Origin of the sequence: Plantibacter sp. MPB07 (genome assembly GCF_046619465.1) — a bacterium.
GTDB lineage: Bacteria > Actinomycetota > Actinomycetes > Actinomycetales > Microbacteriaceae > Plantibacter > Plantibacter auratus.
In genome coordinates this window covers 965,309-980,315 of the sequence record NZ_CP177043.1, presented here as the reverse complement: position 1 = coordinate 980,315, position 15,007 = coordinate 965,309, and the positions used below count along the sequence as shown (strand labels likewise).

The 15,007-nt window shown below is 69.4% G+C and carries 15 protein-coding genes; 12 read left to right on the top strand and 3 right to left on the bottom strand.

The annotated features are described in order from the left end of the window. Window positions 1-12: 12 nt before the first annotated feature. Complete coding sequence (gene trxA / locus ACLIME_RS04640) at window positions 13-390, bottom strand: thioredoxin (protein ID WP_411558311.1); 378 nt, start codon at window positions 388-390, stop codon at window positions 13-15. A gap of 114 nt (window positions 391-504) precedes the next feature. Further along, window positions 505-1,296 carry a DeoR/GlpR family DNA-binding transcription regulator gene (locus tag ACLIME_RS04635; RefSeq protein ID WP_411558310.1) on the bottom strand — a complete coding sequence of 264 codons (792 nt, stop codon included), beginning with the start codon at window positions 1,294-1,296 and terminating at the stop codon, window positions 505-507. 91 nt (window positions 1,297-1,387) lie between these two features. On the opposite strand from ACLIME_RS04635, the gene ACLIME_RS04630 reads away from it, so the two are divergent. The 12 genes from ACLIME_RS04630 to ACLIME_RS04575 all read left to right on the top strand — a co-directional run bounded on the left by ACLIME_RS04630 (window position 1,388) and on the right by ACLIME_RS04575 (window position 13,808). Then, the gene (locus ACLIME_RS04630) at window positions 1,388-2,035 is read left to right on the top strand and encodes a bifunctional 4-hydroxy-2-oxoglutarate aldolase/2-dehydro-3-deoxy-phosphogluconate aldolase (protein ID WP_411558309.1); all 648 of its coding nucleotides are present in this window, start codon (window positions 1,388-1,390) and stop codon (window positions 2,033-2,035) included. A gap of 60 nt (window positions 2,036-2,095) precedes the next feature. Then, window positions 2,096-3,394 (top strand): MFS transporter, encoded by a 1,299-nt coding sequence (locus ACLIME_RS04625; RefSeq protein ID WP_159878653.1) that lies wholly within the window; start codon window positions 2,096-2,098, stop codon window positions 3,392-3,394. Between the two features lie 9 nt (window positions 3,395-3,403). Next, a complete protein-coding gene (locus ACLIME_RS04620; protein WP_192004970.1) occupies window positions 3,404-3,982 on the top strand; it encodes an AAA family ATPase in 579 nt (192 codons plus the stop codon). A gap of 94 nt (window positions 3,983-4,076) precedes the next feature. Then, window positions 4,077-4,457, top strand: coding sequence for a hypothetical protein (locus ACLIME_RS04615; RefSeq protein ID WP_411558307.1), 381 nt, complete (start codon window positions 4,077-4,079; stop codon window positions 4,455-4,457). After that, on the top strand, window positions 4,454-5,296 hold the full coding sequence (locus tag ACLIME_RS04610; protein WP_159878645.1) for a helix-turn-helix transcriptional regulator: 843 nt from the start codon (window positions 4,454-4,456) through the stop codon (window positions 5,294-5,296). The genes ACLIME_RS04615 and ACLIME_RS04610 overlap by 4 nt, the downstream gene beginning before the upstream one ends. A gap of 161 nt (window positions 5,297-5,457) precedes the next feature. After that, entirely contained in the window at window positions 5,458-6,519 is a 1,062-nt protein-coding gene (locus ACLIME_RS04605) for an ABC transporter substrate-binding protein (RefSeq protein ID WP_411558306.1), read from the top strand. Continuing rightward, on the top strand, window positions 6,516-7,625 hold the full coding sequence (locus ACLIME_RS04600; RefSeq protein ID WP_411558305.1) for a FecCD family ABC transporter permease: 1,110 nt from the start codon (window positions 6,516-6,518) through the stop codon (window positions 7,623-7,625). Before ACLIME_RS04605 ends, ACLIME_RS04600 begins: the two co-directional genes overlap by 4 nt. Next, a complete protein-coding gene (locus ACLIME_RS04595) occupies window positions 7,622-8,668 on the top strand; it encodes a FecCD family ABC transporter permease (RefSeq protein ID WP_411558304.1) in 1,047 nt (348 codons plus the stop codon). The genes ACLIME_RS04600 and ACLIME_RS04595 overlap by 4 nt, the downstream gene beginning before the upstream one ends. An 11-nt stretch (window positions 8,669-8,679) precedes the next feature. Beyond that, on the top strand, window positions 8,680-9,468 hold the full coding sequence (locus tag ACLIME_RS04590; protein WP_085510797.1) for an ABC transporter ATP-binding protein: 789 nt from the start codon (window positions 8,680-8,682) through the stop codon (window positions 9,466-9,468). Beyond that, a complete protein-coding gene (locus ACLIME_RS04585; protein WP_411558303.1) occupies window positions 9,465-11,117 on the top strand; it encodes an ABC transporter transmembrane domain-containing protein in 1,653 nt (550 codons plus the stop codon). The genes ACLIME_RS04590 and ACLIME_RS04585 overlap by 4 nt, the downstream gene beginning before the upstream one ends. Further along, a complete protein-coding gene (locus tag ACLIME_RS04580) occupies window positions 11,110-12,921 on the top strand; it encodes an ABC transporter ATP-binding protein (RefSeq protein ID WP_411558302.1) in 1,812 nt (603 codons plus the stop codon). Before ACLIME_RS04585 ends, ACLIME_RS04580 begins: the two co-directional genes overlap by 8 nt. After that, entirely contained in the window at window positions 12,918-13,808 is an 891-nt protein-coding gene (locus tag ACLIME_RS04575) for a siderophore-interacting protein (protein WP_411558301.1), read from the top strand. Before ACLIME_RS04580 ends, ACLIME_RS04575 begins: the two co-directional genes overlap by 4 nt. Window positions 13,809-13,856: 48 nt before the next feature. Here ACLIME_RS04575 and ACLIME_RS04570 read toward each other — a convergent pair whose 3' ends face one another. Then, window positions 13,857-14,882, bottom strand: coding sequence for a LacI family DNA-binding transcriptional regulator (locus tag ACLIME_RS04570; protein ID WP_086473378.1), 1,026 nt, complete (start codon window positions 14,880-14,882; stop codon window positions 13,857-13,859). Window positions 14,883-15,007 lie beyond the last annotated feature (125 nt).

Sequence of the window (15,007 nt, the reverse complement as noted above, 5' to 3'; positions counted from 1 at the left end):
TCCGGACGTCGGCTACTCGGCCTGTGCCTCGGCCTTCGCCGCTGCGATGGCGGCGTGCACCTCGGACATGTCGAGACCGCGCACCTGCGAGATGAGGTCCTCGAGTGCCGGCGCGGGGAGGGCGCCGGCCTGCGAGAAGACGAGCACGCCGTCGCGGAACGCCATGAGCGTGGGGATCGACGTGATCCGCATCCCGCTCGCGAGTTCCTGGTTCGCCTCAGTGTCGACCTTGGTGAACACGACGTCCTGGTGCTGCTCGCTCGACTGCTCGAAGACGGGGCCGAAAGCCTTGCACGGGCCGCACCACTCGGCCCAGAAGTCGACCAGGACGATGCCTTCGGCCGACACGGTGTCCTCGAAGTTCGAGATGGTCAGTTCCTGCGTGGTCATCGTGTGCCCTTCGGATCGGTGGTCGGACGCGTCGCATCCGACTGACGAGCCTACCCGCGGACGACGGGCCGTCCTCCCCTACGCAGCGGAGTCGGTGGCACGACGATCGTGACGTCAGACGGCGGCGAGGCGCAGGTCGAGCCCGATGTCGGTGAGCGACTCGGCGACGTCCTCGGGCAGATCGGTGTCGGAGACCACCGCGTCGAGCCCGTCGAGTGGTGTCACATTGAAGCGCTCGAATGTCCCGAACTTCGTGCTGTCGGCGAGCAGCACGCAGCTCGACCCGGCAGCCATCGCCGCCTGCTTCAGCACCACCTTGTCGGACACCGGCGTCGTGACACCGTGTGCGAGATCCCAGGTCCCCGTGCTGAGGAAGACGACATCGAGGTTGACGGCGCCCAGGGTCGCCGCGGCGAGGGCCCCGCTGGACGATCCGCTGGAGACGTCGACGACGCCCCCGGTATGGATGGTCTCGATCCCCGGGTGGTCGAGGAGTGTCGTGACCACCAGGAAGTCGTTGGTGACGACGGTGAGGTTCCGTCGGTCGGCGAGGAACGGGACGACGGCCTCGCACGTGGTGCCGGCGTCGAGGAACAGGACCATGTCGTCCTCGACCAGGTCGGCGGCGAGTTCGGCGATCGCACGCTTCCGCGGCAGTTCGAGCCCCGCTCTCGACGCCCGCTCCCGGGGTGGTTCCGATCCGCTCCGTTCGCTCAATCTGACGCCGCCCTGCACCGAGACGACCTGACCGCCCTCCTCCAATGCGGCGATGTCGCGACGCACCGTCATGTGGGAGACACCGAGGAGCTCGACGATGTGTCGGATGCTCAACACGCCCGCGCTCCGCAACAGGCGGAGGATCTCCTGGTGGCGTTGCTCCGGGATCAGGGGCGAGGAGGAACTCATGCCGCGAGCCTATCGGTCCGCAGAGATCGATCGTCGTGATTTTGAGACGATATGTGAATCTGTGTGAATCCATGGGGTAATGTGATCCGCGATGCTTACCAAATACGACGTCCTCCGCACGATCCACGAGACCGGCGCGATCCTCATCCTGCGCCTCGACAGCACCGACGAGGCGATCCAGGTCGCGCGGGCGGCGATCGCGGGCGGCTTCCGCGCCCTCGAGATCACGCTGTCCGTCCCAGACGCCCTGGGCGCCATCCGCACCCTCTCCGAGGAGTACGCCGATCAGGGAGTCGCCGTCGGTGCCGGGACCGTCCTCGACGCCGAGGCCGCGTTCGCCTGCATCCAGGCCGGTGCCCGGATCCTCGTGAGTCCCAACCTCGACGAAGGCATGATCCGCACCGCAGCGCGCTACCAGGCCGTCTCGATCAGCGGGGCGTTCACACCGACCGAGATCGTCGACACGATGTCCGCCGGCGCCGACATCGTCAAGCTGTTCCCCACCGAGATCGCCGGACCCGAGTACCTCAAGACGGTCCGGGCGCCATTGGCGCAGGCACCGATCCTCCCCGCGGGCGGAGCCACACCCGAGAACGTCGGGACCTGGTTCGCCGCCGGGGCCGTCGCCGTGGGCGTCGGCAGCGCGGTCACGAAGGCAGCACGCGCCGACGGCGACTACGGCAAGGTCACCCGCGCAGCTGAGGAGTTCCTCGCGGCGATCGCCGCCGCTCGGGCCTGACACCCGTTCCTCGCGCCCAGCGCGACGCAGTACCCACCACCACACGAAGGAGTGCATGGCATGAGCCAGATCGACAGCGAGGCACCGGTCCTCACCAAAGCCGAGAAGAAGAGCGTCCGGATCCGATGGTTCCTGGTCGGGTTCCTCGTGCTCGGCGGGGTCGTGAACTACCTCGATCGATCCACGCTGAGCGTGGCGAACACGACGATCGCTCAGGAGTTCGGACTCAATGCCCTCCAGATGGGGCTGCTGCTGTCGGCGTTCTCCTGGCCCTATGCGATCGCGAACCTGCCGGCGGGCTTCCTCGTCGACAAGTTCGGTCCGAAGAAGATGTTCGCGTTCGCCGCCGGTGCGTGGTCGCTCGTCTCGATGGTGACCGCCGCCGCGAACTCGTTCGGCTTCCTGTACGCGGCCCGCGTCGCCCTCGGCATCGCCGAGTCGCCGTTCTTCACGTCCGCACTGAAGGTCAATGAGCGCTGGTTCAACAAGTCGGAGCGCGCGCTCCCGGTGTCCCTCGTGAACACGGGCTCGCAGATCGCCAACGCGATCGCCCCGCCGCTCCTCACCTTCCTCCTGCTCACCATGAGCTGGCGAGGCATGTTCATCATCGTCGGTGCGTTCGGCATCGTCATCGCGCTCGTCTGGCTCCGCATCTACCGCGATCCGACGCTCAAGGAACAGTCGATGATCAAGGGCGCCGAGGCCGAGGCCCGCGTGGTCGCCACGGTGGAGCAGGTCGCCTGGGGCCAGCTGTTCAAGCACCGCAACACCTGGTTCATGGTGCTCGGAGCCTTCGGCATCTTCTACACCGTGTGGGTCTACCTCACCTGGCTCCCCAGCTACCTCCAGACCGCCCGCGGCTTCAGCCTCGCCGACAGTGGATGGTTGGCTTCGCTCCCGTTCCTCTGCGGCATCGTCGGCGTCGTCTTCGGCGGATGGCTCTCGAGCCGTCTGGTGCAGCGGGGCGTCGGTACCGTCCGCGCCCGGAAGATCCCGATCGTCGGCGGCGCGCTGCTCGCCGCCGCGAGCGTGCTCCCCGTCGCCTACGTGGACAACACCGCCCTCGCCGTCGCTCTGCTGTCCGTCGGGTACTTCGCGTCGCAGGTCCCCATCGGCTGCCTGTGGACCCTGGCCTCGGACATCGCCCCGTCCAACCAGGTCGCCTCGCTCGGCGCGATCCAGAACTTCGGTGGGTTCATGGGGGCGGCCGTCGCACCCGTCGTCACCGGGGCGATCCTCACGGCGACGGACGGCAACTACACCCTCGTCTTCCTCATCGGCGGCGTGCTCCTCCTGGTCGGCGCGCTGTCGTACGGACTGTTCGTCAAGGAACGTCCGGCCGCGGCCGTGACGGCGTAGCGTGACCCGATGAGTCCGAAACTCTATTTCGTCATCGGCCCCGCGGGGTCAGGGAAGTCGACGGTGAGCACGCTCATCGCCGGGCGGGTGTCGGCGGCCTACCTCGACAAGGATTCGGTGGCGACCTTCTTCACCGAGACCCTCCTCGAGGCCGCCGGCACCGACAAGCACGAACGGGACAACAACGAGTACTACCAGCGGGTCGTGATGGACCTCGAGTACCGGACCCTCCTCCGGCTCGCCGGAGACAACCTCAGACTCGGCATGTCGGTCGTCCTCGACGCACCGTTCGTGCGGTACTTCCCGCAGAGTGGGTTCCTCGAGGAGGCGGCGAGCGAGCACTCGTGGCCGCGGGAGGTCGACATCGTCGTCGTGCACGTGACCGTCGACGGCACCCGCGTCAAGGATCGCGTGCACGCCAGAGGCTATGAGCGGGACACCTGGAAACTGGCGAACTGGGACGAGTTCTGGGCGACCGCGCAGGCGGCCGAGTGCCGATGGCGCGGAGCCCACCACATCCTGTTCGACAACAGCGCCGACGGCGAAGCCGCCGAACGCCTCGACGAAGCGCTCGCCGCCCTGGCGTGACGCGCCCGTCAGTGCCCGGGCGGCGCGGCAAGCCGTCGTTGTCGAACATCAGGCGAGCCAGGTAGGTTGACGGCGACGGGATGAAGGGACCACCGTGGCCAGACGCAAGACGCCGGAGCAGATCGCGGACGAGGAACGACGCTACGAGCTCGCGCGATCGGCGAGCACGTTCGAGGAGTTCTCCGTCCTGGCGAACGACCCCAATCAGGCCATCCGCGCCGCAGCGGCGCACAACCCGGCAGCTGACCCAGCGGCGTTGGAGCTCTTCCTCGAGGACCGCTTCTGGGGTGCGCGCATCGAGATCGCGCTGCACCCGAACGCGACGGACGACCTCCTGATCCGCCTCCTCGAAGCTGTTCCGCGCAAGCGCGGCGTCGTCCACCACGAGGCGGAACGCCGGCTGGCCGCGAAAGGCGTCCGCTTCGATGACGACGGCCTCCCGCTGATCGGCGACGCCGGCACGAGCGCTCGTTGAGCCCGTACAGCCAGGTCGACTGGGACGCGAGCCCCGAGCATCCTTCGTCGGTCGCCGAACCGTATCTGATGGGCACCGGTGTCGTCACCGACGAGGACACCGGGAGTCGCCCGCTCTCGCCACCGCACCGTCATCCGGACGCCATGCTCGCCTGGTGCTACCGCGGCACCGTGTGGGTGCATCTCCCGAACGCGATGTGGCGCCTCGCACCGGGTCAGGGCGTCTGGATCCCAGCACACACGCCGCACACCGCGCACCACGAGCGCGACTCCACCGGGTGCTACACCTACCTCCCCGCCACCTCGCTGATCGCGCCCGTCGAGACCGTCACCCAGGTCCTGGTCCCGCGTGCGGTGCAGGAGATGTTGCTCCACCTCGGGATCAACGACATGCCGACCGACCTCCGGGTCCGTGCGCAGGCGGTCCTCATCGAGATGCTGCAGCAGCCCGCGCCGGAGACGGCGGACGGCTGGGGCGAGATCCCGATGCCGTCCGACGATCGTGTCCGTCCGCTCGTCCGTGCGATCCTCGCCGATCCGGGTGACCTCCGGGGCGCGCGCGAGCTGTTCGACGTGCACGGCCTCCACGAGCGCACCGTGCTGCGGATCTTCCAGCACGACACCGGGATGAGTTTCGCCCGGTGGCGGACGGGCGTCCGGATGACGCTGGCGGCGCGGCTGATCATCGACGGCATGCCGATCGGGGCAGCCGCGCACCGGTGCGGGTACGCGTCCTCGAGCGCCTTCTCCGCGAGCTTCAGAGCCCGGTTCGGCATGACCCCTCGGGAGTACGTGGCACGGGTGCAGGCGGACCCCGCCCACCAGCTCTACTGGCGCTGATCCACCCGGGCACGCACCACCGTGTCGGATCCGCGACAGAACTCGTCGGTTCCTCGACGCTGTCGCGCGCGGAAGCGCCCTACGATCGTTCTGTTAGGACATGCTTACCTAACTTCTGGATCGCCAGCGGTGATCCACTCCCCCCTCTTCAAAGGAGCCCCATGCCGCACGCTTTCGCGCGCCCGAACGTCCGCCGAGGATCCACCCTCCTCGCCGCCGTCATCGCCACCGCTCTCGCCCTCGCCGGATGTTCGGCCGCCACCGGCGACACCGGATCGACGACGGCATCGACCGACGGCGTCGTCATCGAACACGCCCACGGTGAGACCGTCATCCCGGAGAAGCCGGAACGGATCGTGGCTCTCGGGTGGATGACGCCCGACATCGTCGCCGCCCTCGGCACCAACCCCGTCGGCATCGAAGAGGTCTGGGGTGCCGGTGAGAGCGGCTACCAGCCCTGGTTCGAGGGCTACGTCTCCGAGGCGTACGGCGAGATGCCCGAGATCATCCCCTTCACGGACGACGGCCCGAACTACGAGGCGATCAAGTCCCTGAAGCCCGACCTGATCCTGAGCCTCTACTCCGGTGTCACCGACATCGAATACGAGCGGCTCACCGAGATCGCCCCGACCGTCCCCTACATCGAGGGACCCTGGAACCCGGGCACCTGGGAGGGCATGACCCGCACCGTCGGGAAGGCGATGTCGGAGGAGGCCAAGGCCGAGGAGCTCATCGGCGAGACCGAGGACCTCATCACCTCCCTCGCCGACGCACACCCCGAGTTCGACGACAAGAGCTTCGTCTGGGGCCTCACCCTGAACGAGGGCGGGACGGACCTCGGCGTCTACCTCGAGTACGACCCGCGGGTCCGCATCACCGAAGCGCTCGGCTTCACCTCGACCTCGGCGATGGACAGCTTCCTCGCGAGCGCCGAGGGCGACAACTGGTACACCGGCGTCAGCCTCGAACAGCTCTACGACGTGGACGCCGACCTGTTCGCCGCATGGGGCGGAAGTGCCGAGGAAGGGACGTACACGGTCGAGAACGCCGTGGTGTCGCGCTGGTCGCCGATCGCCGCCGGGTCCTACGTGATCTACGCCGACGCCGCCAAGGCCTCGGCGATCAGCGCGCCGACCGTCCTGTCCCTGCAGTACGTCCTGCCCGGCTACGTCGACGACCTCGCAGCGGCACTGCAGGGCGAGCCGACCATCGACGGCAAGTGACGTCGGAGATCTCCCGGACCGCCGCCCCGTCAGCAGCGCCTGGTGCGGGCGGGGCGGCGGACGTCCCGATGCCCGGTGGGGCCGGACGAGCAGACGTCTCGCCCCACCGCACCGGGACCCTCGCCGTCGGGCTCCTCGTCGCCACGGTGGTGCTGATCGCCGCAGCCGTCGCCTCACTCGCCATCGGCAATCGGGCCATCGATCCCCTGACCGTCGTCCGTGCGCTCGCCGCCTACGACGACGCGAACCCCCTGCACCTCATGGTCATGGAGCTGCGCGTCCCACGGACGCTGCTCGGCATCCTGGTCGGTGCGGCGCTCGCCGTCTGCGGCGGGCTCATCCAGGCCTTCACCCGCAACCCGCTCGCCGACCCGGGCATCCTCGGGGTGAACGCCGGCGCGTCGTTCGCCGTGACCTTCGCGGTCGGTGTCCTGGGACTGACGACTCCCGGCACCTACGTCCCGTTCGCCCTGGCGGGTGCGTTCATCCTCACGGTGATCGTCTACGCGCTCGGATCCGTCGGGGCCTCGGGTGCGACCCCGATGAAACTGACCCTCGCGGGGGTCGCCCTCGGTGCCGCCTGCACCGGTTTCACCACCGCGATCGTGCTGCGGGACGAAGGCACCCTCCAGGTCATGCGCTTCTGGAGCGTGGGATCCATCGGAGGCCGCACCCTCGACCAGCTCACGTGGGCTGCTCCGCTGATCGTCGCGGGCCTCGTGATCGGTCTGCTCTGCGCCCGGTCGCTGAACGCCCTGACCCTGGGAGACGAGCTCGCACAGGCGCTCGGGGTGCGAGTGCGCAGCACCCGGGTGTGGGTCGTCGTGGCCGTCACCCTCCTGGCGGGTACGGGCGTCGCAGCCGCCGGTCCCATCGCCTTCGTGGGACTCATGATCCCCCATGTCGTGCGGTGGTTCACGGGCCCCGACCAGCGCTGGGTGCTGACGTACTCGATGGTGATCGGCCCCGCGTTCCTGCTGCTCGCAGACGTCCTCGGCCGGATCGTGTTGCCGTCCGGAGAGCTTCGGGTGGGGATCGTCACGGCGCTCCTCGGCGCTCCCATCCTGATCATGCTGGTGCGTCGGAAGCGGGTGAGCGGACTGTGAGCGTCATCGACCACGGACGACGGCTGATCCGCGTGGAGACCGCGCACATCGCGACGCTCGTACCCGTGCGGTCCGTCCTCGTGTGCCTCGGACTCGTCGTGGTGATCATCGGAGCAGGGCTGTTCGCGATGACGATCGGTGCGTACCAGATCGGCTTCGACGCGGTCATCCGGGCGATCGTCGACCCCGCGTCCGACCCGGACGTCCGCCAGGTCGTGACCGAGTGGCGACTGCCGCGGGTGCTGTTCGCGGTGCTCTGCGGAGCGGCGCTCGCGCTCGCCGGGGGCATCTTCCAGTCGCTCACCCGCAACCCGCTCGGCTCACCGGACATCATCGGGTTCGGTGTCGGCGCGCAGTTCGGTGTCACGCTGACGATGCTCGTCCTCGGGCTCAACACCTACCTGTTCAAAGCCGCCGGGGCACTCGTCGGCGGCCTGCTGACCGCCCTGCTCGTCGCCGTCCTCGCGAACCGCCACACCATGTCGTCCTTCCGGCTGATCATCGTCGGCATCGGCGTCTCGGCAGGGCTCGGCTCCCTCACCTCCTGGATCCTCATCTCCGTCAGCGTCGAGCAGGCGATGATGGCGGCCACCTGGGGTGCCGGATCCCTCGCCTCGCTCGGCTTCGACCAGGTACTCCCCGCCGCCACGGCCTTCGTCGTGTTCGCCCTGCTGGCGCGGCCACTCCGACGCTCGCTGCCCGTGCTCGAGATGGGCGACGACGCCGCCACGGCCCTCGGAGTGCGCCCTGGACGCACCCGGCTGATCGCCATGGTCGTCGGTGTGGCCCTCGTGGCGCTCGTCACCGCCGCCGCCGGCCCGATCTCGTTCATCGCCTTGGCCGCCCCGCAGATCGCTCAACGGCTCACCCGCTCGAACACCCCGATGGGCCTCGCGCCGGTGATGCTCACCGGAGCCGCCCTGGTCGTCGTCTCCGACGCCGTCGCCCAGCTGCTCGCGGTCCCGGTCGGCGTGGTGACGCTCTCGGTCGGTGGCATCTATCTGACCTGCCTGCTGGCCGCCCAGTTCGTGCGCCGCACGTGAAAGGAACTCCCATGACCACGTCGCTCCTCGCCCGCGACCTCACCCTGGGCTACGGCGATGCTCCGATCGTCTCCGAGCTGTCGCTCGAGGTGCCGGACGACTCGTTCACGATCATCATCGGACCGAACGCCTGCGGCAAGTCGACCCTGCTCCGCGGACTCGCACGGCTCCTGCGCCCGACCGCCGGTGCCGTCCTCCTCGACGGGGCGGACATCCGCGCGTCGAAGCCGAAGGACACCGCTCGCCGACTCGGGCTCCTCCCCCAATCCGCCATCGCCCCCGACGGCATCACCGTCGCCGACCTCGTCGGGCGTGGGCGGTTCCCGCATCAGAGCGCGATGCGGACGTGGAGCAGCGCCGACGAAGCGGCTGTCTCGGAGGCGATGGCCGCGACCGGGGTCACGGAGCTGTCCCGCCGGCTGGTCGACGAGCTCTCGGGCGGTCAACGGCAACGCGTCTGGGTCGCGATGGCACTCGCCCAGCAGACGAAGCACCTGCTGCTCGACGAGCCGACGACCTTCCTCGACATCGCGCACCAGATCGAGCTGATGGAGCTGTTCACGGATCTGCACCGCAGCGGCACGACCCTCGTCGCGGTCCTCCACGACCTCAACCACGCCGCCCGCTATGCGACCCATCTCGTCGCGATGCGCGACGGCGCGATCGTCGCCCAGGGCGATCCGCAGGAGATCATCACCGCCGACCTCGTGGAGGCCGTGTACGACCTGCCGTGCCAGGTGATCACCGACCCCGTCTCCGGTACCCCGCTGGTGCTCCCGCTCGGACGGCGGAGCCGGTGAGCGGGACGACGACGAGTACGCCGCGGCGCCTCTTCGGCATCGCGCTGGGAGCGGACGGTCGCGGCGCCATGCTCGTCGCCGCGACCAGCCTCCTCATCGTGCACGCCCTGTCGGAGGCGGCGATCCCCGTCATCATCGGGGCGACCATCGACCGCGCGGTGGTGCCGTCCGATCCGGTCGCCCTCGGGGTCTGGATCGGTGTCCTGGTCGGAACCTTCCTCGTCCTGACGGTGAGCTACCAGTCGGCGTCGCGCCTCATGGTGTCGATCTACGGGCACGGCGAACAGGCGCTCCGGCACCTCACACTCTCCCGGATGCTTCGGCCGCAGCTCTCACGACAGAACCTTTCGGCGGGTGAGGCTCTGACGGTCGTCACGTCCGACACCTACCGGGTGGCCGGGGTCGCCTGGTCGGTCGCGCAGCAGTCGGCGACCATCGCGGCCATCATCGGAGCCGCGCTGGCGATGTCGGTGATCTCGCCGGTGGCGACGATCGTGGTGTTCGTGTCGACCATCGGGATGATGCTCGTCATGCGCGTCGTGTCACGCCCGTTGGAACGCCGCGGCTTCGCCGAGCAACGGGCGGCGACCGAGGCAGGAGCGGTGGCCGCCGACTTCATGAGCGGGTTCCGAGTGCTCGTGGGCATCGGCGGGCGTGCTGAGGCCGTGCGCCGGTATGACGCCGCCAGTGACGTCTCACGACGCGCAGCGACGGCCGCCGGACGGTCCCTCGCCCTCTTCGACGCCGTGAGCGGCACGCTGGCGGCGTTCGTCATGGCCGCACTCGTCGGCCTGTCCGCGTGGTTCGCCGCGGAGGGGCGGATCAGCATCGGCGAGCTCGTGACGGTGCTCGGCCTCGCGCAGTTCATCAGCGGATACCTCGCACAGGCGGGATCATTCCCGTCCAACTGGATCCACAAGCTCGCCTCCGCCAAGCGCTTGGCCGCGGTCGTCGACGCCGACGACCTGCTCGAAGTGGGCGGTCGGCCGGACGAGCTGTCCGACTCCGGCCCTGCGACCGACGTCGTGCTGTCCTTCCGCCCCGAACACCAGGACCGACCGGTGGACGTCCGTGCTGGTGAACTGCTCGGCGTCCGGCCGCCCGACAGCGACACGGCGCGCGCCCTCTCCCGTCTGCTCGGCATGCGGACCCCCGCCGAGCGCGGCAGCGTCTCGCTCGCCGTCGACGGCAGACTCGTCGACCAGCTGGACCTCGACCCGGTGGCGTACCGCCGTCGTGTGGTCGCGCCACCGCACGGCCAGCGCATCATGAGCGGCACCCTGGCGGAGGCGGTCCGCGGTCATGACGTGACCGGCGACCCGGATGCGGTGTTCGTCGGCATGGCGGCGCTCGACGACGCGGTCGTGCAGCTCGGCGGCTGGTCGTCACCGGTCGGTGAGGCGGGCAGACGGCTCTCCGGCGGGCAGCGCCAGCGCGTCGGCATCGCCAGGGCGCTCCATGCCGGTGCGGACGTGCTCGTCCTCGACGAACCGACGTCGGCCGTCGACGTCCTCACGGAGACCCGCATCGCCCGAGCACTCGCGGCGCACGACGGCACCGTCGTCGTCATCACCACCTCGCCGGTCCTGTTGAACGCCTGCGACAGGGTCGTCGAGCTCACTCCCGGTTCGGAGACCCGCCATGACTGATCCCGCCACGGAGCCCACCACCGCCGAGATGCTCCCCGTCGCCAACGGCTCCCGCGTCCGAACCGTCGTCGGTGCCCTCCTCCGACGACACCGCGGACGGACCGCCGCCGTGGTGGTCCTCTTCCTCGCAGCCGCCGCACTGGGTGTCGTGATGCCCGCGTGTCTCGGGCGGATCGTGGACGCCGTCGCTTCCGATGCCGGGCTGAGCGTCATCTCAGGCTGGGTGGCCGCAGCCGCCGTCGGCGCTGTCGGGGCCGTCGCGGTGACGCTGTGGGCGACTCGGGTGCTCACGGGGCTGGTGCAGGACCTGCTCGCCGAACTGCGCGAGGATGTGTTCGCCTCGGCCATGCGGCTCCCGGTGAGCACCGTCGACGACGGCGAGCGTGCCGATCTCCTGTCCCGGGTCACCGGCGACGTCGACGCGGTCGCGGAGGCCGGCGGAAACGTCGCCCCGACACTGCTCTCCGCCGGGTTCGCGATCGGGGTGTCGGCCGTCGCCCTGGCAGCCGTCGACCCGTGGCTCGCGCTCGCCGGTCTCGCCTCGGTGCCGTGCTACGTCCTAGGGACCCGTGCGTTCCTCCGGCGATCCCGAGTGGTGTTCCGCACGGTCCGGATTCGCGAAGCGTCGCGCAGTCAGGCCGTGCTGGACGTGGTCGACGGCGCGGAGACCCTCGCAGCGTTCGTGGGCACGGACCACGCGCTCGAACGTGTCCGGGAACACGCGGCCGCCTCCATCGACGCGCAGATCGAGGGCGTGCGGGTCGCGAACCGCTTGTTCCGATGGATCAACTCGGGTGAGCTCATCGGACTGTCCGCGATCCTGGCGACCGGCTTCCTCCTGAACCTGCAGGGAACGATCACCGTCGGGCTCGTGACCACCGCCGCGCTCCTGTTCCACCGGCTGTTCGATCCGGTCGGCCGGCTCATCTTCGGGCTCGACGACATCCAGCGGGCCACGGTCGGGCTGGCTCGGCTCGTCGGGGTCATCGACCTCGCAGCAGCGTCGTCCGCGATGCCGGAGTCGCCCTCACCCGTCGGCGGTGCCGCAGACGGTGTCACCGCACCGCCGGCGATCCGAGTGCGCGACCTGACGTTCCGGTATCCGACCACGGACCGTGGGATCGCGGAGGTCACCATCGACGTACCGCCCGGTACGACCACAGCGCTCGTCGGCACGTCCGGCTCGGGCAAGAGCACCCTGGCGCGGGTCGTCGCCGGACACCATCCGCCGACGTCCGGGCGGGTGCTCGTCGGCCACACCCCGTACTACCTGTCGCAGGAGCTCCACCACTTCCGCGGCTCGATCGCCGACAACCTCCGACTGGGGGCTCCGCACGCCAGCCGGGACGAAATGGTCTCGGCGCTCCGTGCCGTCGGGGCCGAGTGGGCAGTCACCGCGTTGCAAGACGACCCGGCGGCGGACCCGACCGGGTCGAGGCCGTCGCCCGTGCCGCTCGACGAGGGGCGGATCCAGCAACTCGCGGTCGCTCGAGCGTTCCTCGCGGACCCGGCGATCGTGATCCTCGATGAGGCGACGGCCGACGTCGGCTTGCACCATCGCGACGCCGTCGAAGCGGCGATCGCCGTCCTCCGGACGGACCGCACCGCACTGCTCATCGCGCACCGGTTGGAGCAGGCCGCCACCGCCGACCGGATCGCGGTCTTCGCGGACGGTCGGATCGTCCAGGACGGCACGCACGCGGACCTCCTCGCCTCCCCCGGCCCCTACCGCGAGTCCTGGCTCGCGCACAGCCCGCATCCGACCCAGCCCACCGAACCGACCCGAGAGGCCGAGACGCCATGAAGATCCACCGCGGCATCGTGACCGCAGCGACACCCCTGAGTCCGAACCTGATCCGCATCACCCTCGGCGGTCCGGGCGTCGAGGACTTCGTCAGCACCGGCACAGGTGATGAGTACGTCCGCGTCTTCTTTCCCCACGGTGCCGACCCGACGGACGTCTCGCTCCCGGTACCGTCAGGTGACTGGTGGGAGACGCCGGAGGGCTCACCACAGGCACCGATGCGGACCTACACGATCAGCGCCGTGCGGCAGGACCCCGTCGAGATCGACATCGACTTCGTCGTGCACGAGGCCGGTGTCGCGGGGCCGTGGGCGGTTCGCGCCCGGCCCGGGCACGTGCTCGGCCTGAACTCGCCCACCGGCCTGTACGCGCCGCCCGCCGACATCGGTTGGCAGGTCCTCGTCGCTGACCTCACCGGTCTTCCCGCAGTCACGCGCATCGTCGCACAGAGTCCGCCCGGACTGCGGACCCGCGTGGTGCTCGAGGTGCCGAGCGAGCGGGATCGGATCGCGGTCGAAACGAACGACGACGTGACGGTCACCTGGGTGGTGGGCGGCAACGGACACGGCCCGAGTGCGCTGGGCCGACTCGTCCGGAGTGTCGTGGACGAGCGCCTCCCGCTCGATCAGGGCTACATCTGGGTGGCGGGTGAGACGGTGGCCCTCCGCGACGTGCGCAAGTATCTGCGCAAGGAGCTCGGGCTACCCGCCACCCGCTTCAAGGTGGTCGGGTACTGGACGCCGATCACCGCGTGGGACGAGAAGTTCGCCGCCCTCCCGGCGTCCGTCCAACAGGAGCTCGACGCGATCTGGAGCGCCGTGGAGGACGCTGAGCCGGAGGATGTGCAGATCCGGTTCGAGGAGCAGCTCGACCGCCTCGGCCTCTGACCGCGGTGGGGCCCGCCGCCGGAGGGCCGTCCTCCGGTTCGAGTCCGTTCAGCCGCGTGGTGGTTCGACGGACGAGCGCGACACCACCGGCATCGGGACGAGCACCGGCTCGCCCGATGCGCCCTCGAGCAGGAGTTTGACCGCACGACGGCCCATCTCCTCGTGGGGCAGCGCGATGGTCGAGAGCTCCGGGCGCAGATAGGAGGCGACCTCGTCGTTGTCGAACCCGACGACGGAGACGTCTCCGGGCACGGACAGACCGAGTTCGGCCAACGCTTGATAAGCACCGAAGGCGAGACGGTCGTTGAGGCAGAGCAGGGCCCGGACATCGTCCCGCCGAGCAAAGAGTTCGTGCACCGCGCGATAGCCGTGCTCGGGCTCCCAGACCGGGATGGACTCCTCCGCCACGAAGGTCAGGCCGCGCTCCCGCATCGCCCCGCGGATACCGGCCACCCGGGCCTCCACCGTCGCCGAACGGAAGCGGTCCCGCTCCACCTCGTCGTTCTGCCCGATGAGCGCGATGCCCGCCGAGTGACCGTGGTCGAGGAGCAGTTCGATCGCTGCGCGTCCGCCGGCGAACTCATCCGGGAGGACGGAGACGGGGTGATGCGAATTCGTCGCATTCAGCATGACGACCGAGGTTGAGGTCGGAAGCTCGGGAACGAAGAACTCGCGCGAACGCATGGTCGCGAAGATGATGCCGTCGACCTGTCGATCGAGGACCGCGCCGATCGCCTCGGCCTCCCGTCTGGGATCGCCGCCTGTCTCGAGGAGGAGGATGACGTGGCGAGCCTCCTCGGCGGCCTCGAGAGCGCCCTTGATCAGTCCACCGGCGTACCGTGTGGTGGCGATCTCGTCGGAGATGAACCCGATCGTGCGGGTCTTGTCCGTCCGGAGTCCGCGGGCGGCCACGTTCGGCCGGTAGTTGAGTGCCTCGGCGGCGGCGAAGACACGATCATGGGACTCCTTCGACAGCCCGGTCTCCGGACGACCGTTGAGGATCATCGAGGCCGCGGTGATCGACAGCCCCGCCTCTCGCGCGACATCCGCCAGCGTCACCCTGTTTCGAGCCATCGCTACTCCCCTCGGTTGCGGTCTCCGACCCGTCCATCAGATCACACTTGACAAACCTCGGGCCTCCGCAGAACATTACTCCTATCTAAAACCTTTTAGTGCCGAACTACATGGATTTAGGTAGG

Coding starts and splice junctions, on each gene's coding strand:
- trxA (WP_411558311.1), bottom strand. CDS start 390: ATGACCACGCAGGAACTGACCATCTCGAACTTCGAGGACACCGTGTCG.
- ACLIME_RS04635 (WP_411558310.1), bottom strand. CDS start 1,296: ATGAGTTCCTCCTCGCCCCTGATCCCGGAGCAACGCCACCAGGAGATC.
- ACLIME_RS04630 (WP_411558309.1), top strand. CDS start 1,388: ATGCTTACCAAATACGACGTCCTCCGCACGATCCACGAGACCGGCGCG.
- ACLIME_RS04625 (WP_159878653.1), top strand. CDS start 2,096: ATGAGCCAGATCGACAGCGAGGCACCGGTCCTCACCAAAGCCGAGAAG.
- ACLIME_RS04620 (WP_192004970.1), top strand. CDS start 3,404: ATGAGTCCGAAACTCTATTTCGTCATCGGCCCCGCGGGGTCAGGGAAG.
- ACLIME_RS04605 (WP_411558306.1), top strand. CDS start 5,458: ATGCCGCACGCTTTCGCGCGCCCGAACGTCCGCCGAGGATCCACCCTC.
- ACLIME_RS04590 (WP_085510797.1), top strand. CDS start 8,680: ATGACCACGTCGCTCCTCGCCCGCGACCTCACCCTGGGCTACGGCGAT.
- ACLIME_RS04580 (WP_411558302.1), top strand. CDS start 11,110: ATGACTGATCCCGCCACGGAGCCCACCACCGCCGAGATGCTCCCCGTC.
- ACLIME_RS04575 (WP_411558301.1), top strand. CDS start 12,918: ATGAAGATCCACCGCGGCATCGTGACCGCAGCGACACCCCTGAGTCCG.
- ACLIME_RS04570 (WP_086473378.1), bottom strand. CDS start 14,882: ATGGCTCGAAACAGGGTGACGCTGGCGGATGTCGCGCGAGAGGCGGGG.